Origin of the sequence: Conexibacter arvalis, assembly GCF_014199525.1 — a bacterium.
GTDB classification, from domain to species: domain Bacteria; phylum Actinomycetota; class Thermoleophilia; order Solirubrobacterales; family Solirubrobacteraceae; genus Conexibacter; species Conexibacter arvalis.
In genome coordinates, this window is record NZ_JACHNU010000002.1 from 451,847 (window position 1) to 474,037 (window position 22,191).

Genomic DNA, 22,191 nt, shown 5'->3' on the forward strand with positions numbered 1-22,191 from the left:
CCGACGTGCGCGACGGCAGGGTGGGAAACCCCCGGAACGGCCGTCACTTCCGGCCGATCGGGAGTCGCGACGGCAGCGCGGTCGCCGGTCGCCGGCGACCGCTGCGGCTCGCCGGTTCAGTAGTTCTCGGGGTGACGGACCTTGAAGCCGGCCGTCGAGTACCTGCCGGGGCGCCAGCGCGGGCCCTTCTCGCCGGGGCCGCTGGTGTCGAGGCGCAGGCCCGCGATCACGACGAAGGCGTGGCCGGGGTTGGTGTAGACGGTGATCCATCTGCCCTTGCCGGACGCGCCCCACGACATGAAGCCGGTCGAGTCGAGCGGCGTGTCGAGCAGGCCGGCGCCGTTGAGCGCGTAGGAGACCGTCCCGGAGCAGTCGTAGCCGGCCGAGCGGAAGCTCTTGTGCCCGCCGCCGTAGAGGTACGGCTTGTCGAGCAGCTCGTTGGCGGCCCAGACCGCCTCCTGCACCTCGAGCGGCGCGGCGGCCGGGGCGTACGCGATGCCGCCTCTGAAGACGGCGCGGCTGCCGGGCACCGTCGGGCGGGGATCGGCCGGCGGGACGTAGCCGTAGGCGGCGCCGCCCGCGGCCGCGCCCGGCTGCCGCCGCTGCGCCTCGTGACCCTCGGGGGCGCCGGCGGGCTTCTTGGCCTGCGACCGCTTCTTCTTGGCCTTCTTCTTCTTGGCCTTCTTCGCCGGCTTGCCCTTCGGCGTGCTCGTCGTGACGTCGCTGGCGAGGCCGGCGCCGCCCGTGACCGCCGCGGCGGTCGCGGGCGTCAAGGCTACGGCGAACATCAGCAGACCCAGCACGACCAGGGTCGGTGCGCGCAACTGCACTCTCTTTCGTCGGCCTGCGGGGTTAGCTGTCGGGCTAGCGCGGAAAGAGCCGGCGCCTCCCGCGGATCGACCGCGGGACTCGCCCCAATAACTTGGGTCCCCCGTCCCGGGGCTCCGGGCCCCGGGTTCGGCGTTGCGCGGCATCCTAACCGAACGCTCGGGCGTTACGTCAACCCTCAGGACGTGGGAATTCCCGCGCGTTGCGGGGACACGACGCCGGCGACGCGCCGCGGGCCTCCGCAGCTCGTCGCCGCCGACCGGCTCGGTCCGACCGGCAGCGGGCTATCGTGCCGGGCCATGCCGCGCCGCTCCCGCCTCGCCCTCGTCGGGCTGCTGCTGCTCCTGCTGACCGGCCTCGCCGCCTGCGGCGGCGGCGACGACGACGATCAGCGCGGGCTGGTCGTCACGACGCCGCAGATCGGCTCGGCCGGCGACGAGCCGCAGGCCTCCGCGCAGCTCGGCTTCCCCGGCTTCGCGACGAAGAACACGACCCGCGTCGGCGGCGCCGACGCGATCGCCAACGCGGCCGCCGTGGCGCGCGCCGTCTATCCCGGCAGCGCCCCCGGCGCCAACCCGCCGGCGGTCGTGCTCGCCGACCAGGACGACTGGCAGGCCGCCATCGCCGCCTCGGTCCTGATGAGCCAGCCGCTGCGGGCGCCGATCCTGCTGACCGAGGGCAGAACGCTGCCGGAGGCGAGCGCCGAGGCGCTGAGAGCGCTCGCGCCGACCGGCGTCAGAGCGCTCGGCGGAGTCCAGGTCGTGCGCATCGGCGCCGAGACCCCGGCGCCCGAGGGCTACCGCTCGACGACGATCGAGGGCTCGGACCCGGTCGCACTCGCCGCGGCGATCGACAGATACCAGGCGGCCGCGACCGGCCGCGAGACGCGGTCGGTGATGATCGCCTCCCTCGACGACGCCGCCTTCTCGATGCCGGCCGCCGCCTACGCCGCCAAGAGCGGCGTCCCGGTCCTGTTCGTCAGAAGGGACACGATCCCCGGCGCGACCTTCGCCGCGCTGCGGACCCATCGCAGACCGCGGATCTACGTGCTCGGCCCCGAGGCGGTCGTCAGCAGAAGAGTCGAGCAGGCACTGAGAGGCCTCGGGAACGTGACGCGGATCGCCGGCGAGGACGCGGTCAGAAACGCGATCGCCTTCGCCCGCTACACCGACGGGACGTTCGGCTGGGGCGTCGTCGACCCCGGGCACGGGCTCGTCTTCGCCAACGACCGGCGGCCGGCCGACGCCGCCGCCGCCGCGCCGCTGTCGGCGAGCGGCACGTACGGCCCGCTGCTGCTGGTCGACGATCCCGACGAGCTGCCGCTGACGCTCGGCGAGTACCTGCTCGACATCCAGCCCGGCTACGAGCGCGATCCCGTCCGCGGCGTCTACAATCACGGCTGGCTGATCGGCGACGAGGACGCGATATCGCTTCCGGTGCAGTCGCGCATCGACAGCTTCCTGGAGATCGTCCCCGTCAGAACGAGCGCGCCGTGAGCAGATTCGAGCATCCCGACCGCCTGCGCCCCGGGCGCGAGGTCACCGTCGACGACGTCCGTCAGCTGATGGGCGCGTCCACCCCCCACTTCGCCCTCCAGCTGCGCGAGCGGATCGGCCGCCTGATCAGAGGCCTCCCCGCCGATCACCCCGCCCGCGTCGAGGGCGAGCGCGAGATCGCCCGCCTCGAGGCGATCGCCTTCCACGGCGAGGTGCGCGGGACACCCGAGCAGCCGGGCATGAAGACGCTCGCCAGCGTCGACGACGCCGCCTGAGCGGCGAGCAGCGGCCGGCCGGTGAGCTAGGCTCGCCAGGCATGCGCCTCGGACTCTTTCTCGCCTATTGGCCGTGGTTCACGCCGGAGGAGCAGGTCGAGCTCGCCGTGCTCGGCGACGAGCTGGGTCTGGACTCGCTCTGGATCTCCGAGGCGTGGGGCCAGGACGCCGTCTCGCTGCTCGGCCTGCTCGCCGGCAAGACCGAGCGGATCGGACTCGGCTCCGGCCTGATGCAGATCCCCGCCCGCCAGCCGGCCGCGACGGCGATGGCGGCCGCGTCGCTCGACGTGATCAGCGGCGGGCGCTTCCGGCTCGGGCTCGGGACCTCCGGGCCGCAGGTCTCCGAGGGCTGGTACGGCGTCCCCTTCAAGCGGCCGCTGACGCGGACGCGCGAGTACGTCGAGATCGTCCGCACGATCCTCGCGCGCAGAACCCTCACCTACGAGGGCAGCGCGTTCACGCTGCCGCTGCCGGCCGACGCGCCCGGGGCGACCGGGCTCGGGCGGCCGCTGAAGCTGCTCGCGAAGCCGGTCCAGCGGCGAATCCCGATCTACCTCGGCGCGATCGGGCCGAGATCGGTCGAGCAGACGGCCGCGATCGCCGACGGCTGGCTGCCGTTCCTGCTCAACCCCGAGCAGCCGGAGCTGCTGCTCGATCCGCTGCGCGCCGGCGCCGAGAAGGCCGGCCGCGGGCTGTCGGAGATCGACGTCGCGCCGGTCGTGCCGGTGGCGCTCGCCGACACGGTCGAGGAGGCGCGCGACCTCGTCCGCCCGTGGCTCGCCTTCTACCTCGGCGCGATGGGCGCGAAGGACAAGAACTTCTACGTCGAGCTGGCCGCGATGTACGGCCACGGCGAGGCCGCCCGCACCTGCCAGGAGCTGTTCCTCGACGGCGACCGCCTCGGCGCCGCGCTCGCGCTGACCGACGAGCTGATCGACTCCGGCACGATCGCGACGACGCCGGACCGGCTGCCCGAGCGCGTCGCGCGCTACGCCGCGATCGGCTCCGACACGCTCGTGATCGTCCCCTGCGGCGACAAGCCGGCGGTCGTGCGCGCCGCCGCGGAAGCCGTCGCCTCGGTCGCGGCGCCGTGAGCGAGCCGGCGCCGACGCCGTCGGGGATTCCCGGCAGCTCGCTGCCCGGCCCGTTCGCCGTCGGCGTCTACGCCGAGCGGCTGCGCCAGCAGCTGCGGTCGTTCGCGCGGGTGCAGGTCTTCGGCGAGCTGTGGAACTTCCGCACCAGCCGCACCACCGTCTACTTCGAGCTGCGCGACGCGCGCGGCGCGCTGCCGTGCGCGATGTGGCGGACCGACTTCGACCGACTCGGCGTCGACCCGAGCGACGGCGCCCAGGTCGTGCTCGCCGGCGGCTGCGACTACTACCCCGGGAGCGCCACCTCCTCCCCCGCCTTCTCCTTCCGCGCCACCGACATGCGCATAGCGGGCGAGGGCGATCTGCTCGCCCAGGTCGACCGTCTGCGCAAGCTGCTCGCCGCCGAGGGGCTGCTGGAGCCGCAGAAGCACCTCCCCCGCCCGCTGCTGCCGCGCACGATCGGCGTCGTCTGCGGCGAGACCGGCAAGGCGCGCGACGACGTGCTCGCCGGGCTGCGGCGGCGCGGCTGGGAGGGAACGATCGTGTGGGGCTTCGCGCCGGTCCAGGACCGCCACGCGGCGCCGCGGATCGCCCAGGCGCTGCGCGACCTCGCCGCGCTCGAGCAGGTCGAGGTCGTGATCGTCGCGCGCGGCGGCGGCTCGCTCGCCGACCTGTTCGCCTTCTGCGACGAGACGCTCTGCCGCACCGTCGCGCTGCTGCGGGTGCCGGTGATCGCCTCGGTCGGCCACCACACCGACCGCACGCTGATCGACGACGTCGCCGCCGTCTGCTGCTCGACTCCGACCCACGCCGCCGCCGAGGCGGTGCGGATCGACGTCGGCGAGGCGCGCGCGACGCTGCTGCGCGAGACGCGCCGGCTCGACGCCCACGGCCGCCGCGCCGTGCTGGAGCGGGCGCGGACGCTCGCCGGCCTCGCGCGCGCTCCCGCCGAGCACGTCGCGCGCCACCGCCGTCGCCTCCACCAGCAGCTGCGCGAGCTGCGCGCCAGCGCCCGCCGCCGCACCGGCCGCGAGCGCGAGGTGGCGCAGACGCGACTGCTCGCGCTGCGGCGCAAGCGCGACCTCGCCGCAGCCGAGCGGACCCGGGCCGAGGCGCTGGTGAGAGCCGGCGGCGCACGGCTGCGCCACGGCGCCGACGCCGCCACCGTGCGGCGGCGGCGCGACCTCGAGCGGCTCGCGCTGGCGCTCGCCGCCCACGATCCCGAGCGGACGCTGGAGCGCGGGTACGCGCTCGTCGAGGACCGCGCCGGCGAGGTCGTCACCTCCGCCGAGCAGGCGCGCGCCGCCGGAGCGGTCGAGCTGCGCTTCCACGACGGTCGCGTCCGGGCCGACGTGGAGGATGCGACAAGATGAGCAGCGTGCAGATGGACATCGGCGGCGACACGAGCGATCCCGGCGGCGGCGAGCAGCTGAGCTACGAGCGCGCCAGCGCGCGGATCGAGGAGATCATCCGCCGTCTCGACTCCGGTGAGGCCGGCCTGCGCGAGACGCTCGAGCTGGTCGCCGAGGGGCGGCGGCTGGTCGAGTTCTGCGCCGGCGAGCTGGAGGCGGTCGGCAGAGGGCTGGAGGAGCTGCGGCTCGACGAGCTGGTCGCGCGGTTGGAGCGCGGCGGCGAGGAAGGCCCGGGCGGCGGTGGGTCGCCTGGAGGTCCCGGCGGCGCCGGCGGTCCGGGCGGAGGGTTCGGCGGATGAGCACCTACGCACTCCTCGAGGGCCTCCCGCTGACCGTCGACTCCTACGAGCTGGAGGGTCTCCAGCTCGACGTCTCCTCCGGCTTCACGCGCAAGTCGACGGTGATCCACCTCGTCGGCGGCGGCCACGAGGGTCTCGGCGAGGACGTCGTCTACGACGCCGAGGACCAGGAGAAGCTGCAGGCGGCCGGACCGGTCCAGCCGCTCGCCGGCGAGTGGACGCTCGGCGCCTTCTGCGACCACGTCGACGCGCTCGACCTCTTCCCGGAGGAGCCGGTCGACGGCGAGGTGTCGCGGCTCTACCGCCGCTGGGCCTTCCACTCCGCCGCGCTCGACCTCGCGCTGCGCCAGGCCGGCCGGCCGCTGCACGAGGTGCTCGGGCGGACGCTGCGGCCGCTGACCTTCGTCGTCTCGCTGGCGCTGCCGGAGCCGGCGTCGATCGCGCCGATCGCCGGCCTGCTCGCCCGCTACCCGACGCTGCGCTTCAAGCTCGACGGCAAAGCGAGCTGGGACGACGAGCTGATCGCCGCGCTGAGGGAGACCGGCGCCGTCGACTCGATCGACTACAAGGGCCAGTACCGGGGGACGGTCGTCGACACGCCGGCGGCACCCGACTGGTACCGCCGCATCGCCGAGGGCTTCCCGGAGGCGTGGCTGGAAGACCCCGACCTCGACGCGCCGGGGATCGCCGACGTGCTCGCCGCCGACCACGGCCGCATCACCTGGGACGCGCCGATCCACTCGATCGCCGACATCGAAGCGCTCCCGTTCGCGCCGCGGATGGTCAACATCAAGCCGTCGCGGCTCGGCGGCCTGAAGCGGCTCTGCGCCGCCTACGACCACTGCGCGGAGCGCGGCATCGGCGCCTACGGCGGCGGCCAGTTCGAGCTGGGCGTCGGGCGCGGACAGGCGCAGTACCTCGCCGCGCTGTTCCATCCCGACACGCCCAACGACCTCGCGCCCGGCGGCTACAACCACGCCGTGCCGGCCGACGGTCTGCCGTCGAGCCCGCTGGCGCCGCGCCCGTCGGCGACCGGCTTCCGCTGGGAGGGCTGACGGCGGCCGGCGCGCTCCGCGGCGGGGCGCGTGCCGACGCGGCGCGGTCATCGACGGACCCGGTCGGCGGGGCGAGGCGCGCGCCCCTCGCGACTCCGTCGGAGCATGTGCCCGAACCGCCTGCTCCCGCTCGCCCGCCAGCCGCTGCTGCCGCCGCTGGACCGCCTCGACGCCCGCCGTGCCGCGACGCCGCTCGCGCGGCTGCGCGGCCTCGCCGGGATCGCGCCCGACGAGGTCGCCGCGACGACGGCGCTGCTGCTGCCGCGGACCCGCTCGATCCACACCTTCGCGATGCGCTTCCCGCTCGACCTCGTCTGGATCGGGCACGACGGTCGCGCGGTGCGAATCGACGCCGCCGTCCCGCCGCGGCGCCTGCGCGCCTGCGCGCGCGCCGCCGAGGTGCTGGAGCTGCCGGCCGGGACGGCGCTCGTCGCGCGCCTCAGGCCGGGAGCGCCGGTGCGCTGAGGTCGTCGTCGGGCGGCGGCTGAAGCGCCGCGACCGCCGCCTCCATCGCCTCCAGCTCCGAGTCGGGGATCGCCGCCGCGGAGACGGGAGCGGCGGCGGCCATGCCGGCGCCGGCCGCCAGCAGATCCTCCAGCGGCGCCGGTCTGCCGATGTGGAAGCCCTGGCCGTCGTCGACGCCGAGCTGGCGCAGCAGGTCCATCGTCTCCTCGTCGCCGACGAACTCCGCGACAGTCCTCTTCCCCAGCCCTCTCGCGATCTCGACGATCGCCCGCACCACCAGCTGGTCCTGGTGGCTGGTCGTCAGGTGGCGGATGAAGTCGCCGTCGATCTTGAGGTAGTCGAACGGCAGCCGCTTGAGGTAGTAGAAGGAGCCGAAGCCGGCGCCGAAGTCGTCGAGCGCCAGCTCGTAGCCGAGCTCGGCGAGCGTCGCCGCGAAGGCGCGCGCACAGTCGAGGTTGACGATCGCGGCCGTCTCGGTCACCTCGAAGACGAGGCTGCCGGGCGGCGGCGCCATCGCCGCCAGGTCGTGCTCGATCAGCTCCAGCAGCGCGGGGTCGGAGACGGACGCGCCCGACAGGTTGACCGCCAGCCGCAGCGTGCGGCCGGCCGCCTTCTGCTCGGTGATCGTCTTGATCGCGCGGCGCGTCACCCAGCGGTCGATCTCGGCGATCAGGCCGGAGCGCTCGGCGATCGGCAGGAAGGTCGCGGGCGGGATCAGCTCGCCGTCGTCGCCGCGCATCCGCAGCAGCAGCTCGTGCGACTTCGGCTGGCCGGTGACGAGGTCGACGACCGGCTGCTGGAAGAGCACGAAGCTGTCGCGCTCGAGCGCGTCGCGCATCCGCTGCGACCACGCCATCCGCTCCGTCATCTGCGCCTGGCGCAGCTCGGTCTTGACGGAGATCGCGTGGCGGTCGCGGCCGGCCTCCTTCGCGTCGTACATCGCGATGTCGGCGCTGACGAGCAGCTCCTCCCCGCTCAGCGGCGTGCCGGCGTCGAACAGCGCGATCCCGGCGCTCGCGGTCAGGCCGATCGGGTGGCCGCCCTCGACGACGACCGACTGGTCGCGCACGACCAGCAGCAGCTCGGCGATCACGCGCTCGGCCTCCTCGCGCGAGACGCCGGTCAGCAGCATCGCGAACTCGTCGCCGCCGAGGCGGCCGAGCACGTCGGTCTTGCGCAGGCGCTTGGCGAGCAGCCGCGCGACGCGCACGATCACCTCGTCGCCGGCGGCATGGCCCATCGTGTCGTTGATGTCCTTGAAGTGGTCGAGGTCGAGCACGCAGACGGCGCCGCCCCCGTCGGCGCCGCCGACCCGCTCGTCGAGCTCGCGCTGGAAGGCGCGGCGGTTGTAGAGGCCGGTCAGCGCGTCGTGGTCGGCGAGGTAGGCGAGCTGGCCCTCGAAGCGCTTGCGGTCGGAGATGTCCTCCAGCTGCTTGATGCAGTACCGCGGCGTGCCCTCGGCGTCGCGCACGAGCGAGACGCTGAGGCTGACCCAGGCGCTGCGGCCGGTCGCGTGGACGATCCGGCGCTCCAGCCGGTAGGAGCGGATCTCGCCCCGCATCAGGCGGTCGACGTGCTCCTGCTCGGCGTCCGCGGCGTCGGAGTGGCCGAGCAGGTCGACGTTGGCGGCGAGCAGCTCGGCCGCCGTGTAGCCGGTGATCTCGCAGAGCGCGTCGTTGACGCGCAGGAAGCGGCCGTCGAGGTCGGCGAGCGCGATCCCGATCGGCGCGCCCTCGAAGGCGAGCCGGAAGCGCTCCTCGGCCTCCGCGAGCGCCTCGGCGGCGCGTCGTCTGGAGCTGACGTCCTCGACCTGGGCGATGAAGTGGAGCGGCTCGCCGTTGCCGTCGCGCACGAGCGAGGCGCGCAGCTGGCACCAGATCTCGCGTCCGTCGGCGCGGCGCAGTCGCGGCTCGGCGTGGTGGGTCTCCTTCGTCCCGGCCATCAGCGCGCGGAAGGCGGCGAGCGACTCGGGCCGGTCGGCCGGCGAGACGTGCTCGAGCACGCCGGTCCCGATCAGCTGCGACCGCTCGACGCCGACCATCTCGCAGAGCGCCCGGTTGACCTCCGTGTAGCGGCCGTCGACGTTGAACAGCGCGATCCCGATCGGGGCGCCCTCGAAGGCGGTGCGGAACTGCTCCTGGGCCTCGGCGAGGGCGTACTGACCGGCGCGGAGGTGGCGCACCAGCCCGCGCACGGCGAAGCCGATCACCGCCGCCAGGGCGACGAGCGCGATCGCCCACGCCCACGCCGCCGAGCTGTCGCGCAGCAGCGACAGCGGCACGAGCGCGAGCGCCAGCACCGCGCCGACCAGGAACGGCGCGGCTTCGCGTGCGAGCGCGCCGGCGCGCGCGTGCCCTGACTGGGACCTCATTCCCCGAACATCGGCCGCGATCGTCAGCTTTTGACCGCTTCCCGCGTCCGACATGAGCGTCTGCGCGCCCGAACGTGACCGTTCGCTGAGATGTCCGCATCGCGGAACCGGCGCTCCGAAGCGTGCGAGACCCCTACTGTACGCGCGGTTCGTACGAGTCGATCGAAGGAGCAAACGCGTGGAGGAACGGCTGGGCATCGCAGGATCCGGTGCGATCGCGTGCGGGTTGGCGGCGACAGCGGCGCAGCACGGCGAGGTACTCCTGTGGGCGCGCTCCGACAGCTCCGCCGATCGCGCTCGCGGCATGGTCTCGAAGTGGTGCGGGAAGCTGAGCGAGGAGCCGATCGCCGACCGCGTGACGATCGTCCGCTCGCTCGACGAGCTGGGCGGCGCGACCTACCTCGTCGAGGCGGTCGCCGAGGACCACGCGACGAAGGCGAGCGTCCTCGGCGAGCTCGGCCGCCATTCCAACGGCGAGGCGGTGCTGGCGACGACCACCTCGTCGCTGTCGGTCACGAGACTGGCGCAGGAGACGGGGAAGCCCGACCGCTTCGTCGGCCTGCATGTCTTCAACCCGGTGCCGAAGATGGACCTGATCGAGCTGGTCTACGCCCCCGAGGCGAACGGCGACGTGCGCGAGCGCTCGCGCGCACTCTGCGCGAAGCTCGGCAAGACGGCGGTGGAGGTGCCCGACATCGCCGGCTTCGTCGTCAACCGGCTGCTCTTCCCGTACCTCTTCAGCGCCGTCGACCTGATCGAGGAGACGGGCCTGGAGCCGGAGGCCGTCGACACCTGCATGAAGCTCGGCGCCGGCCACCCGATGGGACCGCTGGCGCTGCTGGACTACGTCGGCCTCGACGTCTCGAAGGCGATCGGCGAGGCGATCGGAACGCCGGTTCCAGCACGCGTGGAGCAGCTCGTCGCCGACGGGCACCTCGGCAAGAAGAGCGGCCGCGGCTTCTACGACTACAGCGGCTGAGCGACACCTCGAAGTGCCGTCGCGACGGGTTCCCGAAACCTCCGGTCGGATGAGATTCTTCTCAGTCCCAGCTTAAGGCCGCTTCAGGTGCCCGCCACATACTCCCGGGTGCGACGTACCTCACAGCAGCACCTCCTCCCAGAAGCACGAAGCCGGCCCGCTCAGCGGGCCGGCTTCGCTTTTGCGTGAAGCGGACCCACCGAGCCCACCACGCTCCTCCTCCACCCAACCGCCGGCTCCTCTCAGGCCGTGATGCGGTTGTGTCATATGGAACTTAGCGGTTTTGGAGCTTTCGTGCAGGCTCGTCAGCTTTTGCGGGCTCAGGCGGCAAGCTCGTCGAGCCGCCTCGCCAGCGCGAAGTCGGCCTCGGTGAGCCCGCCCTCGCTGTGCGTGGAGAGCGTCAGGCGGACCTTGTTCCACCCGTGGACGAGGATGTCCGGGTGGTGGTTGGCCGCCTCGGCGACCTCCGCGACGCGGTCGACGAATGCGATCGCGAGCGCGAAGTCGGGGAAGCGGAGGTCGCGCTCGATCGCCTCCCCCTCTTGCCGCCATTCGCTGCCCTCGAGCCGGGTCGCGACCTCGTCGTCGGTCAGGCGTGCCATATGGTGTCTCCCATGCGGATCGTGAGCCTCGTCCCGTCCTCCACCGAGATGCTGTTCGCGCTCGGCCTCGGTCCCGAGGTTATCGCCGTGACCCACGAATGCGACCATCCCGAGGAGGCGCGCGCCCTGCCGAAGGTGACGCGCGACGCGCTGCCCGACGACCTCACGGCCGGGCAGGTCGACGCGGCCGTCCGCGCCCGCGCCGAGCAGGGGGAGGCGATCTACGAGCTCGACGTCGAGGCGCTGAGACGGCTGCAGCCCGATCTGATCGTGACGCAGGCGCTCTGCGCCGTCTGCGCCGTCTCCTACGAGGACGTCCGCGCGATCGCCGAGCGGCTCGACAGCAGACCGAAGGTGATCGCGCTCGACCCGCGCACGCTCGGGGAGGTGCTCGGCGACGTGCGCACGCTCGCCGAGGCGACCGGCAGAAGAGATGCCGGCGTCGACCTGATCGCCGACGCCGCCGCGCGGATCGACCGCGTCCGGCTGGCGGTCCGCGACCGTCCGCCGCTGAAGGTCGCCGCGCTCGAGTGGCTCGACCCCGTCTACGTCGCCGGCCACTGGACGCCGCAGCTGATCGAGTACGCCGGCGGCGTCGACGTGCTCGGCCTCGCCGGCGAGCACTCGGAGCGCCGCAGCTGGGAGGAGGTCGCCGCCGCCGAGCCCGACGTCGTCGTCGTGATGCCGTGCGGCTACGACGCGCAGCGCGCACGCGCGGAGGCGCTCGCGTTCGGCGAGCAGCTGTCCGCGATCGGCGCCGGCCAGGTCGTCGCCGTCGACGCCGCGGCCTACTTCTCGCGCCCCGGCCCGCGCCTGGTCGACGGGCTCGAGCTGATGGCCAGCATCCTCCACCCCGAGGCCGTCCCGGACGCGCCGTCGGAGCCGTTGACGGTCGAGTTGTAGGGTGCCGGACGGGCCGCCGCGCCGGCGCCCCCTCCCACCGCATCGCCCGGCCCGAACCGCCCGATCCCGGCGCGCCGACGGTTCAAACTGGACTCTTGGAACGCGCCTGTTTATGGTAGCTCGATGCTCCCCAACAAACGTTCAGGCCGCGTCCTCGCAGCCGCCGCGCTCGCGGCCGCGCTGCTCGCCGCCGCCCCTGCCGCCCAGGCGCAGAACAGAACCTCGCTCAGAGGCGCGATCAACCCCAACAAGGGCAAGATCGGCACGCCGATGGACCTCAAGATCGCCTTCACGATCGACCCGCCGGCGGGCACGGTGCCCGGCACGCTCAGCGAGCTCACCCTGCAGTTCCCGCCGAACGCGAAGGTCAACGCGAACCTCTTCCCGGTCTGCAGCGCCGCGACGATCAACGCGGCCAAGAGCTTCCGCAACTGCCCCAAGGGCTCCCAGATCGGCGGAGGCAGAGGACACGCGGACGTTACCGCCGTGCCGGTCTACAACGCGGACTTCGACGTGACGCTGTTCAACGGCAGCAGATCGGGCAAGAAGATCACCGTCCACGTCTACGCGATACGGCCGGTGCCGATCTACGAGGCCTTCGAGGCGACGCTGACGAGAACGCGCGGCAGATACGGCTACCGCTTCGTCGCGAAGCTGCCCTACTCGCTCCAGGAGATCTCGCCCGGCTGGTTCGCGCAGGTGCGCGACTTCAACAGCACGATCAGAGCGAGACGCAAGATCAGAGGCAAGACGCGCGGCTTCATCGAGTCCTCGACGCTCTGCCCGAGAAGCCTCTCGGTCCCGCTCGCCGGCTCGTTCAAGTTCCTCGACGGCACGTCGAGCTCGTCGCAGACGACGATCAGATGCCGCCGCTGAGCATCACCCGCTGACCGGCAGCGCGGGCGCCCCAGCGCCCGCGCAACGCCTCAGGATCACCCAAGTTTCGGTCTTCAAACGGACCGTGTCGCGAAGCCGACCGACGGTCTGGTTGCCCGTGGACGAGGTGGTACGCACTCGTTTACCATCGGCCGATGTCCCCACAACGAGCAGGTCGCACGCTCGCGGCGGCAGCGGCTACGGCCCTGCTGCTCGCCACCGCCCCCACGGCGCTGGCGGCTGAATCGAGCATCTCCGGCAAGATCAACCCGAACAAGGGTAAGCCGGGCACTCCCCTCAGACTGACGGTGAACTTCACCACCGAAGGTGACGAGGGTGTCGAGTCGAGCACGCTGAGACAGGTGATCGTCCAGCTGCCGCCCAACGCCGTCCAGAACGCGAAGTTCTTCCCCGTCTGCAGAGCGGTCACGATCAACGCCGCGAAGAGCTTCCGCAACTGCCCGAAGAACTCCCAGATCGGCAGGGGTTCGCTGCGGGCGGACGTCCCGATGACCGACGTGTACAACGTCCCGGGCACCGTCACCTTCTTCAACGGCAGCAGAAAGGGCAACAGAATCACGATCCACGTGAACGCCCTGCGCCCCGTGCCGATCTACGAGGCGTTCGACGCCACCCTGCTGAGAACCCGCGGCAGATACGGCTACAAGCTGATCGCGAACATCCCGGACTCGCTGCAGGAGATCTCGCCGGGCTGGTTCGCGCAGGTGAGAAGATTCACCAGCACCTTCAACGCGCGGATCAAGGTGAGAGGCAAGACGCGCGGCTACATAGAGGCGAAGAGATGCCCGAAGGCGCGCAGAGTCCCGATCGCCGGCTCCTTCGCCTTCCGCCAGGGCTCCTCCACCTCGGCGCTGGGCTGGATCACCTGCCGGCCGTAGCACCGTGAACGGGTCGCGCCGCCGCGGCGGCGCGGTCCTCCGAAGCGACACCGACGCGCCCGCGGAGCGCGGGCGCGTCGTCGTTTCGGGCGCGCCGCTCAGAGGATCGTCGTCGCCGACTCCGCGGCGACGACGGCGCCGATCGCGACCGCGACCGCCAGCGCGACGCACGCAGCGAGCGAGGCGGCGCGCGGCAGGCGCATGCGGTCGAGCTGCTGGAACAGGAGCGCGACGACGATGCCGCCGACGAAGCCGCCAAGGTGGCCGCCGATCGAGATCCCCGGGATCGCGAAGGTGATCGCGAAGTTCAGCACCGCCGTGATCCCGAGCCCCGAGGCCCAGATGTCGATGCCGCGGGCGCGCGCCTCGACGATCGCCGCGCCAAGGAGGCCGAACGCGGCGCCGGAGGCGCCGACCGTCAGCGAGGTCGGGTCGAGCAGCATCACGCCGAGCGAGCCGCACAGCAGCGCGGTGAAGTAGAGCGCGACGAAGCGGGCGCGGCCGATCGCGGGCTCCAGCATCGAGCCCAGGATCCAGATGAAGAACATGTTGAACGCGATGTGCATGATCCCCGAGTGCAGGAAGCCCGAGGTCACGAGCCGGTACCACTCGCCGTCGGCGACGAAGGGCCCGAACAGCCCGCCGTCGACGACCACCGTGCCGTTGCCGCCGCTGCCCATCGTGCTGCCGGTGCCGAGCTCGGCGATGAACGCGATCACGTTGAGCACGATCAGGACGATCGTCGCCGTCGGCTCGCTCGCCGGGCGCGACGGCCCGCGCACGACGCGGGTGCGCTCGCGCGAGCAGTCGGGGCAGCGCATGCCGACCGGCGTCGGCGTCATGCAGTCGGTGCAGATCGGGCGGCCGCAGTTGGAGCAGGCGACGCCTGTCTCGCGGCTCGGGTGGCGGTAACAGGTGGCCATTTCCGGGCGGAAACTAGCAGCCGGACCTTCACGGCAGATCAGCAGTGACGGCGGACATGCGGACGGGCCGGCGGCCGAGGCGCCGGCCGCGTGCGGCGACGGCGCGTTCAGTCCCGCTGCGGGAGCAGCTTGCGCGCCTCGTCGGCGACGTCGCGCACGGTCCGCTCGGCGAGGTCGAGCAGGTCGACCGACTGCGACCTGCGGCGCTTGTGACGGCTGCGGACGCGCATCGCGACGAGCGCCGTGCCGGCTCCGGCGCCGACGACCGCGGCGACCGCCGGCCGGACCCAGTTGCGCGGGTCGCGCATCGCCGACAGCTCCCACGCCTCCAGCTCGTCCGCGGCCAGCTCGGTCAGGCTGACGAGCGTCCCCTCCAGCCGGCGCGCGAGGTCCTGCGGCGGGTCGACCGGCCTCAGGGCCGCCTTCAGGCGCTCCTCGAACTCGCTCGTGCTCACCTGTCCGACCTCTCCTCGGCGGGGGCGTTGACGAGCCCCTCCAGCTGCTTGATCGCGCGGTGCAGCAGCACCTTCGTCGCGCCGTCGGTGCGGCCGAGCGCACGCGCGATCTCGCGGTTGTCCATGCCGAGCGCGAAGCGCATGATCAGCGCCTCGCGACGGTCGTCGGGCAGCCGCTGGACGCCCGCGAGGATCTCCTCGAGCTCCTCGCGGCCCTCGACCAGCGTCTCGGTCGTGTGCGGAGCCGAGATCACCGCCGCGTCCTCGATCGCCGCCTGCGGCTTGCGCGCGCGGTCGCGGTAGAAGTTGGCCGCGAGGTTGTGCGCGATGCGGATGAGCCACGGCCGCAGCGGGCGGCCGTCGGACTCGCGCAGCGCGCGCTCGTAGTGGCGGTAGGCCTGCAGGAACGTCTGCTCGGTGAGGTCCTCGGCGTCGTGGTGGTTGCCGACGCGGTAGTACGCGTACGAGTAGACGTCGCGCAGATGAGTCCGGTACAGCTCGGAGAACTGGCGGTCGAGCTCGACCTTGGATCTGCCTGGGGGATCGGGCACCGCATCGAAGTATCCCCGGGCGGGGGCGCGGACGCTAGGCGGCCTTGGCCGGCGCCGGACGCGCGGCCGGGTTGACGATCGCCTCGCTCCACTGCGCCGCGTCGATCCTCCCCTCGACGAAGGCGGCCAGCGCGGCGGTGGCGGGCGCGTCGACGCGCGCCTGCTCCAACATCTCCGCCAGCAGCGGCACGCTGTCGACCGACTCCGCCGCCTGCCCGAGCGCGCGTGCGATCTCCTCAGCGCCGAGGCCCCTCGCGAGCAGCTCGCCGGCGCGGCGGTTGCGGCTGCCGTCGGCGACGACCGTGGCGACGAGGTCGCCGGCGCCGGCGAGGCCGGCGAAGGTGTCGGGACCGGCGCCGCGGCGGCCGGCGAGCTCGGCGATCTCGGAGAAGACCTTGCCGGCGGCGGCGCCGGCGACGTTCGGGCCCGCGGTCGCCGCCGCGGCCGAGGCGGCCAGCACGGCGGCGTTCTTGGCGCAGCCGGCCAGCTCGACGCCGGCGACGTCGCGCGTCGCGTGAACGTCGAAGCCCGCTCTGGCGAGCACCCTCGCGAGCTCCTGCGCGAAGGCGTCGTCGGCGGAGGCGAGCACGATCGACGCGCCGTTGCGGAAGGCGTCGGCGGCATGCGACGGACCGCCGAGGGCGGCGACCGAGCGCGCCTGGACGCGCTCCGCCGCGTAGGCGGAGGGCAGCGTCGCCAGCGGCGGGACGAGCCCCTTGGAGACGACGAGGACGCCGGCGCGGGCCGGGATGCGGGCGCCGTGGGCGGCGAGCGCCGCGGGCAGCGCGCGCGCCGGGACCGCGAGGCAGACGAGGTCGTGGGCGCTCAGCTCCAGCTCGGCGGCCGGTGCGACGCGAACGTTGTCCGGCAGCCTGACGCCGGGCAGGTAGCGCTCGTTGACGCGCTCGCGGCCGAGCAGCTCCGCCTGCTCGCGCGTGCGCGTGCCGAGGTCGACGTCGAGGCCGGCGCGCGCGAGCATCGCGGCGAGGCTGGTCCCCCACGAGCCGGCGCCGATGACCGCGGCGCGGCGCAGCGGCGTCTGGCCGCCGAGCCACTCCCACTGCAGCATCACGTTCGGCCAGATGCGGTCGGTGACGGCTGCCGCAAGCTCGCGTGAGGCGCTCTCGACGTGCGGGAAGGTGAGCGGCTTGCCGGCGCGGACGCGGATCTTTCTGGGACGTATCCGCCAGCCTCTGCGCACGTCGGTCGTGCCGATCAGGGCGAGCGGGACGACCGGGACGCCGGTCTCGAGCACGAGGCGGCCGACACCGCGCTTCGCCCTCCCGGGCGGGCCGGGCCGGACGCGCGTGCCCTCGGGGAAGATCAGGACCGAGTCGCCGCGGGCGAGGATCGCCTTCGCGGTCTCGATCGTCTGCTGGTCGCCGTTGCCGCGGTCGACCGGGAAGGCGCCGAGCGAGTTGAGGAACCACGCCTGCAGCCTGTTCTCGAACAGCTGCTTCTTCGCCACGTAGTAGAGCGGCCGGCGCGACATCGTCCCGACGATGAACGGGTCGAGGAAGCTGCGATGGTTGGCCGCGAAGATGACGGGCCCGTCCGGGATGTGCTCGCGCCCGACCCGCGACAGCCGGAAGTACAGGTGGAAGAACGGCTGGAAGAACGCGCGGACGACCCAGTACACGACCGGGTTGACGCCGCGTTCGCGAGCGCGTCGGTGGAGGGCATCGTGTCTCTCGCTCATCGGTGTTACGTACCCACGGCCAGACGGCGCGTTACAGCCGCGCGGCGCGGAGGTATGTCAAGACCGATGGCTCTCGACACCAGACGCATGCTGCGAGGCGCCGCAGCGGGCGGGATCGCCGCCGCGATCTGGGCGCTCCAGCAGCCGCTCGACAAGCGCCTGTTCGGCAGCCGCTACGACGACGTCGAGCTGCTCGGCCGCTTCGTCGTGCGCGAGGGCGACGGCTGGGCCGCGCCCGGCGCCGCGCTGCACGTGCAGAACGGCGCCCTGTTCGGCGCGCTCTTCGCCGCCCTCTCCCCCGCGCTGCCCGGCCCGCCTGCGGCGCGCGGCGCGCTCGTCGCGCTCGGCGAGCACCTCGCGCTGTGGCCGCTCGGGCGGCTCAGCGACCGATTCCACCCCGGCCGAGCAGAGCTGCCGACCCTGACCGGCAGCCGCCGGGCCTTCTGGCAGGCGGCGTGGCGCCACGCCCTCTTCGGCGTCGTGCTCGGCGAGCTGGAGCACCGCCTCAACGGCCCGCCGGCCGAGACCGCCGCGCCGCCGCCGACCGATCACGACCTCTCCGACTACGTCACCACCAACGGCCACGGCAACCTCGAGCACGCCGCGGTCGGGGGCGGCGAGGGGTGAGGGGCCGGAGGTTGACCGGCACTCACCGGTTGGGCGGCGAATGCTGCGTGCCGCCCGAGCGGGGCAGAACCCGAAAGCCGGAGACGGGACTCGAACCCGTGACCCCCTGTTTACAAGACAGGTGCTCTACCAACTGAGCTACTCCGGCGCGACGGTGCATTGTACGCGCAGCCGGGGCATCGGCCGCGACGGGCGCCGCTAGACGATCCCGGCCTCTCTCAGCTCCGCCAGCCAGGCGGCCGGGCGGGCCGGGCCCTCGTGGACGACGATCACGGTGCCGGGCGTCGTCGAGGGCAGCACGTCGACGACGGCCGGGAAGAGCTCCAGCTCGGTGCGGACGAGCTGGGCGGCCATCGTCGCCGGGGTCAGCTCGTAGCCGAGCGACAGCGGCGTCGCCCACACGACCGAGGAGGCGGCTCTGCTCATGCGGCTCACCGTAGCAGCGGCGGGCCGTCCGGCCGGACCGAACCGGAGCGGCCGCGCGACCGGCGACGCGCTCAGTAGCCGGCGGTCGGCGGGGGCGGCGGCGCGGTCGGGCCGCCGGGGCCGGCGCCGCGGTCGCGGTTGGCCATCACGATCATCGCCAGCGAGATCACGAGGGCGAGCGCTCCCGCGATCATCAGGATCAGGCCGACCGTCTGGATGTCGACGCCCGCCACCTGCGCGGTCACCGCGTACTTGAGGATCGCGCCGACCGCGATCAGGAAGATGGAGCCGCCTATCGACACGGGACGATCCTACCCCGACCCGGCGGACGGCTCCACGGCAGGCGCGGCGCCCGGCGGCAGCTCGAGCCCCGCCGCCTTCTCCGCGCGCCAATGCCACCAGTCCTTGACCGCGATCTGGATCGAGGCGGCGACCGGGACGGCCAGCAGCGCTCCCGGCACGCCGAGCAGCGTGCCGCCGCACAGCACCGCGAAGATCACGCCGAACGGGTGGACGCCGACCGCGCGGTTCTGGATTCGCGGCTGGATCAGGTTGTTCTCGATCTGCTGGTAGACGATCGCCCAGATCACCCAGATGATCGTGTCGAGCGGGAAGTCGGCGAAGACGGTCACGATGCCGACGATGACCGCTCCGATCGTCGCGCCGACCATCGGGATCAGGTCGAACAGCGCGGTCATCACCGCCAGCGGCGCCGCGAACGGGATCCCAAGGATCGTCAGCACGATGAAGGTCGTTATGCCGGCGACGAACGCCTGCAGCAGCGCGCCGGCGACGTAGGCGCCGACCGCCTGGCCCATCCGCTCCAGCGTCGCGCCGAGCCGCCTCCCCCGCTCCGCCGGCTGCAGCGCCAGCAGCCCCCGCACCCAGCGCGGCCCGCTGCCGAGGATGAACGCGACCATGATGAAGATCGTCACGGCGGCGAAGACCGAGTTGACGATCCCGACACCGAGGTTGCCGAGCAGCTCCGCCGCGTCGCCGATTCTCGACGGCAGGTCGTTGGCCCAGTCCTGGACCTTGCCGGTGATGTCGTACTCCTCGTTGATTCTCTGGAGCCGCTCGTTGTTGTTGACGTAGTCGTTGAACTCGCGCGCGTAGTCGGGAACCTTCTCGACCAGGTTGGAGCCCTCGCGCACGAGCGGCGGGACCACGATCGCGATCACCGCGACCGGGATCAGCAGCACCGAGATCAGCGTCAGCGTGATCGCCCAGCCGCGTCTCATCCAGCGGCTGAGGAAGGCGACGGGACCGGACAGCGCGACCGCGATGAAGCTGGCGATCAGCAGCCAGCCGATCGGTCTGCGCAGCAGGAACAGCAGGTAGAGGCCCGCGACGACGGCGACGACGGTGATCGTCGTCGTGAAGACCGTGCGGGCGAGCGAGGTCGAGCGGGGCTCCGCGTTCATCGGCGATCAGTTCGCCGCCTGCCGCCGAGCACCTGCCCCGTCGCGCCGCGATCAGCCGGATGAGCCGGCCGCCGCCCGCCGCTCCAGCACTCTCACGACCCGCAGCGCGAGCGCGAGCAGCACGAGCGTGACCGCGGTGCCGATCGCCCACGCGGCGGTCATCCCGCCGGTCGGCGTCGCGAGATCGAAGAAGTCGCGGCCGGCCGGGACCGCGGCGACGAGCACGAAGCCGAGCGCCATCAGCAGGCAGAGGCCGCCGACCGCGAACCGCCGCTTGCCGGGCTCGTCCTCCAGCACCATCACGATCGCCAGGCCGGCCGTGACGACCGTCGCCGCCGTGACCGTGCGCGCCTCGACCAGCGAGCCGTCGAAGGCGTGGCGCGACAGCAGATACGCCGACAGGATGCCGGCGCCGGTCGCCAGCCCGGCCGGCAGCGAGAAGCGCGCGATCGCCTTCAGGAAGCCCTCCGGCCGCCACGGCCCGGTGCTCGGCGCGAGCGCGAGGAAGAAGGCCGGGATGCCGATCGTCAGCGACGAGGTGAGCGTGAACTGGCGCGGCAGCAGCGGGAAGACGCCGCTGGGGATCGCGATCGTCAGCAGCAGGAAGGCGGTGAACAGCGCCTTCGTCACGAACAGGCGCGCGACGCGCTGGATGTTGCGCAGGATCTGGCGGCCCTCGTGGACCATCCGCGGAACCTCGTCGAACTCGCCGGAGACGAGCACGAGGTCGGAGACCGAGCGCGCCATCTGCGTCCCGCTCCCCTGCGCGATCGCCAGCCGCGCCTGCTTCAGCGCCGGCACGTCGTTGACGCCGTCGCCGAGCATGCCGACGTACTCGCCGGCGTCGGCCAGCACGCGCACGACGCGCGCCTTGTCCTCCGGCGAGATGCGGCCGATCGCCGGCGCGGCGCGGACCGCCTCCAGCAGCTCCTCGTCGCCGTCGGGGAGCGCGCCGCCGTCGAGCGCGTCGGTGCGCGCCGGGACGCCTGCGTCGCGGGCAATCGCGTTGACCGTCGAGGGGTTGTCGCCGGAGAGGACCTTCAGCGCCACCTCCTCTCTGCCGAAGAACGCGACCGTCTCGTCGGCGCTGCTGCGCAGCCGCTCGGCCAGCACGACGATCCCGAGCGGGCGTGTCCCCTCCGGCAGCGGCGCGTCGGGCGCGGCCTCAGGCAGCGGGCCCTGGGCGCCGACGAGCGCGAGCACGCGGCGGCCGCCGGCAGCGCGCTCGGCCGCCCGCGCCCGCAGCTCGGCGGCGGAGCGGGCGCTCGCGCCGTCGCGCTCCTCCCCAGCGCCGTCGCGGCCGGGCGCGGAGGTCGGCCCGGCGCCGTCGAGCAGCGCCTCCGGCGCGCCGAGCACGTACCGCTGCCCGTCCAGCTCCAGCGCGCTCCAGCGGCGCCGGGACGAGAACGGCACCTGCGCGGTCGGCTCGACCGCCGCGTCGTCGCCGTCGAGGCGGGCGGCGTGGACGGCCTCGAGCGTCGAGTTGCGCGACGGGGCGCTGGCGGCGAAGCGGCCGAGCGCCGCGCGCAGCTGGGACTCGGTGACGCCGTCGGCCGGGGTCGTCTCGACGACGCGCAGCGACGCCTCCGTCAACGTGCCGGTCTTGTCGGTGCACATCACCGAGACCGACGCGAGCGACTCGATCGCGTTCAGCTGCTGCGCGAGCACGCCGCGGCGGGCCATCTTCGCCGCCGACACCGCCGCCGTCAGGCTGACGAGCAGGATCAGCCCCTCCGGGACGATGTTGACGACCGCCGCGGTCAGCGTCTCGACCGCCTGCGCCTGGCCGACGTCGCGGATCGCGAGCGAGATCCCGAGCGCGAGCCCGAGCGGCGCCATCACGCCGACGAGGATGATCAGCAGCCGGTCCATCGCCTTCTCCAGCGGCGAGCGCGGATGGCGGAAGGCGCGCGCGGTCGCGGCCAATCTCGCCGCGCGGCTGTCGGGGCCGACCGCGGTCGCCTCGAAGGCGCCGTCGCCCTCGACGACGAACGAGCCGGAGAAGACCTCGCGGTCGACCTCGCCGCGGACCGGCTCGGACTCGCCGGTCAGGTTCGACTCGTCGAGCGCGAGCCCGTCGGCGCGCACGAGCCGGCCGTCGGCGACGACCTGGTCGCCGGTTCTCACCTGGACGAGGTCGCCGACGACGACGTCGGCGATCGGCAGCTCGCGGGCGCTGCCGTCGCGGACCACCGTCGCGTGCGGGGCGACGAGCGCCGCCAGCGCGTCGAGCGCCCGCTTGGCGCGGATCTCCTGGAAGGTGCCGATCGCCGTGTTGGCGACCAGGATGCCGAGGAAGAGCGCGTCCTTGGGATTCCCGAACGCGATCGTCGCCGCGCCGAAGACCGCGAGGATCAGGTTGAAGACCGTGAAGGTGTTGGCGACGAAGATCGAGCGGTAGGAGCGGCTCGACGCCTGGTCGGGCAGCGGCCCGCGCTCGCGCAGCCGCCGCTGCGCCTCGGCCTCGGTGAGGCCGGTCGGCCGCGTTGCGCGCTCGACGTCGGTGCCCGTCACAGCAGGCAGGCTACCGCGGCC

Annotated in this window: 23 protein-coding genes, 1 tRNA gene and 1 riboswitch; of the genes, 12 read left to right on the forward strand and 12 right to left on the reverse strand. The window is 73.2% G+C overall.

Annotated features, from left to right (window positions below):
• Positions 1-116: 116 nt before the first annotated feature.
• Positions 117-824, reverse strand: coding sequence for an NlpC/P60 family protein (locus tag BDZ31_RS10700; RefSeq protein ID WP_183341842.1), 708 nt, complete (start codon positions 822-824; stop codon positions 117-119).
• Positions 825-826: 2 nt separating this feature from the next.
• A riboswitch (cyclic di-AMP (ydaO/yuaA leader) is annotated at positions 827-973 on the reverse strand.
• A 154-nt stretch (positions 974-1,127) separates the two neighbouring features.
• On the opposite strand from BDZ31_RS10700, the gene BDZ31_RS10705 reads away from it, so the two are divergent.
• The 7 genes from BDZ31_RS10705 to BDZ31_RS10735 all read left to right on the forward strand — a co-directional run bounded on the left by BDZ31_RS10705 (position 1,128) and on the right by BDZ31_RS10735 (position 6,921).
• The gene (locus BDZ31_RS10705; protein WP_183341844.1) at positions 1,128-2,324 is read left to right on the forward strand and encodes a cell wall-binding repeat-containing protein; all 1,197 of its coding nucleotides are present in this window, start codon (positions 1,128-1,130) and stop codon (positions 2,322-2,324) included.
• Positions 2,321-2,599 (forward strand): hypothetical protein, encoded by a 279-nt coding sequence (locus BDZ31_RS10710; protein WP_183341846.1) that lies wholly within the window; start codon positions 2,321-2,323, stop codon positions 2,597-2,599. The genes BDZ31_RS10705 and BDZ31_RS10710 overlap by 4 nt, the downstream gene beginning before the upstream one ends.
• A 41-nt stretch (positions 2,600-2,640) precedes the next feature.
• Positions 2,641-3,693, forward strand: a complete 1,053-nt coding sequence (locus BDZ31_RS10715) for an LLM class F420-dependent oxidoreductase (protein WP_183341848.1) — start codon at positions 2,641-2,643, stop codon at positions 3,691-3,693.
• Positions 3,690-5,063, forward strand: a complete 1,374-nt coding sequence (gene xseA, locus BDZ31_RS10720) for an exodeoxyribonuclease VII large subunit (protein ID WP_183341850.1) — start codon at positions 3,690-3,692, stop codon at positions 5,061-5,063. Before BDZ31_RS10715 ends, xseA begins: the two co-directional genes overlap by 4 nt.
• Complete coding sequence (gene xseB, locus BDZ31_RS10725) at positions 5,060-5,401, forward strand: exodeoxyribonuclease VII small subunit (protein ID WP_183341851.1); 342 nt, start codon at positions 5,060-5,062, stop codon at positions 5,399-5,401. The genes xseA and xseB overlap by 4 nt, the downstream gene beginning before the upstream one ends.
• Complete coding sequence (locus BDZ31_RS10730; protein WP_183341853.1) at positions 5,398-6,456, forward strand: enolase-like domain-containing protein; 1,059 nt, start codon at positions 5,398-5,400, stop codon at positions 6,454-6,456. Before xseB ends, BDZ31_RS10730 begins: the two co-directional genes overlap by 4 nt.
• A 105-nt stretch (positions 6,457-6,561) precedes the next feature.
• The gene (locus BDZ31_RS10735) at positions 6,562-6,921 is read left to right on the forward strand and encodes a DUF192 domain-containing protein (protein WP_183341855.1); all 360 of its coding nucleotides are present in this window, start codon (positions 6,562-6,564) and stop codon (positions 6,919-6,921) included.
• On the opposite strand, the gene BDZ31_RS10740 is transcribed toward BDZ31_RS10735, so the two are convergent.
• Positions 6,896-9,292 carry a putative bifunctional diguanylate cyclase/phosphodiesterase gene (locus BDZ31_RS10740; RefSeq protein ID WP_183341857.1) on the reverse strand — a complete coding sequence of 799 codons (2,397 nt, stop codon included), beginning with the start codon at positions 9,290-9,292 and terminating at the stop codon, positions 6,896-6,898. The two genes, BDZ31_RS10735 and BDZ31_RS10740, sit on opposite strands and share 26 nt — an antisense overlap.
• 178 nt (positions 9,293-9,470) lie before the next feature.
• Between BDZ31_RS10740 and BDZ31_RS10745 the strand changes: the two genes are divergently transcribed.
• Positions 9,471-10,271: a 3-hydroxyacyl-CoA dehydrogenase NAD-binding domain-containing protein gene (locus BDZ31_RS10745; RefSeq protein WP_183341859.1), complete on the forward strand. Its 801-nt coding sequence runs from the start codon at positions 9,471-9,473 to the stop codon at positions 10,269-10,271.
• A 320-nt stretch (positions 10,272-10,591) separates the two neighbouring features.
• Here BDZ31_RS10745 and BDZ31_RS10750 read toward each other — a convergent pair whose 3' ends face one another.
• Positions 10,592-10,873 carry a 4a-hydroxytetrahydrobiopterin dehydratase gene (locus BDZ31_RS10750; protein ID WP_183341861.1) on the reverse strand — a complete coding sequence of 94 codons (282 nt, stop codon included), beginning with the start codon at positions 10,871-10,873 and terminating at the stop codon, positions 10,592-10,594.
• A gap of 12 nt (positions 10,874-10,885) precedes the next feature.
• On the opposite strand from BDZ31_RS10750, the gene BDZ31_RS10755 reads away from it, so the two are divergent.
• The 3 genes from BDZ31_RS10755 (at position 10,886) to BDZ31_RS10765 (ending at position 13,551) form a co-directional block, all read left to right on the forward strand.
• Positions 10,886-11,776, forward strand: a complete 891-nt coding sequence (locus BDZ31_RS10755) for a cobalamin-binding protein (protein WP_183341862.1) — start codon at positions 10,886-10,888, stop codon at positions 11,774-11,776.
• Positions 11,777-11,899: 123 nt separating this feature from the next.
• A complete protein-coding gene (locus tag BDZ31_RS10760) occupies positions 11,900-12,652 on the forward strand; it encodes a hypothetical protein (RefSeq protein ID WP_183341864.1) in 753 nt (250 codons plus the stop codon).
• A 155-nt stretch (positions 12,653-12,807) separates the two neighbouring features.
• Entirely contained in the window at positions 12,808-13,551 is a 744-nt protein-coding gene (locus BDZ31_RS10765; protein WP_183341866.1) for a hypothetical protein, read from the forward strand.
• A 98-nt stretch (positions 13,552-13,649) separates the two neighbouring features.
• Here the strand turns inward: BDZ31_RS10765 and BDZ31_RS10770 are convergent, their stop codons facing one another.
• The 4 genes from BDZ31_RS10770 to BDZ31_RS10785 form a co-directional block, all read right to left on the reverse strand.
• A complete protein-coding gene (locus BDZ31_RS10770; protein ID WP_183341868.1) occupies positions 13,650-14,474 on the reverse strand; it encodes a rhomboid family intramembrane serine protease in 825 nt (274 codons plus the stop codon).
• Positions 14,475-14,581: 107 nt separating this feature from the next.
• A complete protein-coding gene (locus BDZ31_RS10775) occupies positions 14,582-14,929 on the reverse strand; it encodes a hypothetical protein (RefSeq protein WP_183341870.1) in 348 nt (115 codons plus the stop codon).
• A complete protein-coding gene (locus BDZ31_RS10780; protein ID WP_183341872.1) occupies positions 14,926-15,480 on the reverse strand; it encodes a sigma-70 family RNA polymerase sigma factor in 555 nt (184 codons plus the stop codon). The genes BDZ31_RS10775 and BDZ31_RS10780 overlap by 4 nt, the downstream gene beginning before the upstream one ends.
• A 34-nt stretch (positions 15,481-15,514) precedes the next feature.
• Positions 15,515-17,179, reverse strand: coding sequence for a 1-acyl-sn-glycerol-3-phosphate acyltransferase (locus tag BDZ31_RS10785; protein ID WP_183341874.1), 1,665 nt, complete (start codon positions 17,177-17,179; stop codon positions 15,515-15,517).
• A 66-nt stretch (positions 17,180-17,245) separates the two neighbouring features.
• Between BDZ31_RS10785 and BDZ31_RS10790 the strand changes: the two genes are divergently transcribed.
• Complete coding sequence (locus tag BDZ31_RS10790) at positions 17,246-17,806, forward strand: hypothetical protein (RefSeq protein WP_183341876.1); 561 nt, start codon at positions 17,246-17,248, stop codon at positions 17,804-17,806.
• Positions 17,807-17,881: 75 nt separating this feature from the next.
• Here the strand turns inward: BDZ31_RS10790 and BDZ31_RS10795 are convergent.
• The 5 genes from BDZ31_RS10795 to BDZ31_RS10815 form a co-directional block, all read right to left on the reverse strand.
• Positions 17,882-17,954: transfer RNA gene (locus BDZ31_RS10795), tRNA-Thr, on the reverse strand.
• 50 nt (positions 17,955-18,004) lie between these two features.
• Positions 18,005-18,232, reverse strand: a complete 228-nt coding sequence (locus BDZ31_RS10800) for a hypothetical protein (protein ID WP_183341878.1) — start codon at positions 18,230-18,232, stop codon at positions 18,005-18,007.
• 71 nt (positions 18,233-18,303) lie between these two features.
• Positions 18,304-18,534, reverse strand: a complete 231-nt coding sequence (locus BDZ31_RS10805) for a DUF6458 family protein (RefSeq protein WP_183341880.1) — start codon at positions 18,532-18,534, stop codon at positions 18,304-18,306.
• A 9-nt stretch (positions 18,535-18,543) separates the two neighbouring features.
• Entirely contained in the window at positions 18,544-19,656 is a 1,113-nt protein-coding gene (locus tag BDZ31_RS10810) for an AI-2E family transporter (RefSeq protein ID WP_183341882.1), read from the reverse strand.
• A gap of 51 nt (positions 19,657-19,707) precedes the next feature.
• The gene (locus BDZ31_RS10815) at positions 19,708-22,170 is read right to left on the reverse strand and encodes an HAD-IC family P-type ATPase (RefSeq protein WP_183341884.1); all 2,463 of its coding nucleotides are present in this window, start codon (positions 22,168-22,170) and stop codon (positions 19,708-19,710) included.
• Positions 22,171-22,191 lie beyond the last annotated feature (21 nt).

Coding starts and splice junctions, on each gene's coding strand:
- BDZ31_RS10705 (WP_183341844.1), top strand. CDS start 1,128: ATGCCGCGCCGCTCCCGCCTCGCCCTCGTCGGGCTGCTGCTGCTCCTG.
- BDZ31_RS10715 (WP_183341848.1), top strand. CDS start 2,641: ATGCGCCTCGGACTCTTTCTCGCCTATTGGCCGTGGTTCACGCCGGAG.
- xseB (WP_183341851.1), top strand. CDS start 5,060: ATGAGCAGCGTGCAGATGGACATCGGCGGCGACACGAGCGATCCCGGC.
- BDZ31_RS10730 (WP_183341853.1), top strand. CDS start 5,398: ATGAGCACCTACGCACTCCTCGAGGGCCTCCCGCTGACCGTCGACTCC.
- BDZ31_RS10735 (WP_183341855.1), top strand. CDS start 6,562: ATGTGCCCGAACCGCCTGCTCCCGCTCGCCCGCCAGCCGCTGCTGCCG.
- BDZ31_RS10740 (WP_183341857.1), bottom strand. CDS start 9,292: ATGAGGTCCCAGTCAGGGCACGCGCGCGCCGGCGCGCTCGCACGCGAA.
- BDZ31_RS10750 (WP_183341861.1), bottom strand. CDS start 10,873: ATGGCACGCCTGACCGACGACGAGGTCGCGACCCGGCTCGAGGGCAGC.
- BDZ31_RS10755 (WP_183341862.1), top strand. CDS start 10,886: ATGCGGATCGTGAGCCTCGTCCCGTCCTCCACCGAGATGCTGTTCGCG.
- BDZ31_RS10760 (WP_183341864.1), top strand. CDS start 11,900: ATGCTCCCCAACAAACGTTCAGGCCGCGTCCTCGCAGCCGCCGCGCTC.
- BDZ31_RS10765 (WP_183341866.1), top strand. CDS start 12,808: ATGTCCCCACAACGAGCAGGTCGCACGCTCGCGGCGGCAGCGGCTACG.
- BDZ31_RS10770 (WP_183341868.1), bottom strand. CDS start 14,474: ATGGCCACCTGTTACCGCCACCCGAGCCGCGAGACAGGCGTCGCCTGC.
- BDZ31_RS10785 (WP_183341874.1), bottom strand. CDS start 17,179: ATGAGCGAGAGACACGATGCCCTCCACCGACGCGCTCGCGAACGCGGC.
- BDZ31_RS10790 (WP_183341876.1), top strand. CDS start 17,246: ATGGCTCTCGACACCAGACGCATGCTGCGAGGCGCCGCAGCGGGCGGG.
- BDZ31_RS10800 (WP_183341878.1), bottom strand. CDS start 18,232: ATGAGCAGAGCCGCCTCCTCGGTCGTGTGGGCGACGCCGCTGTCGCTC.
- BDZ31_RS10810 (WP_183341882.1), bottom strand. CDS start 19,656: ATGAACGCGGAGCCCCGCTCGACCTCGCTCGCCCGCACGGTCTTCACG.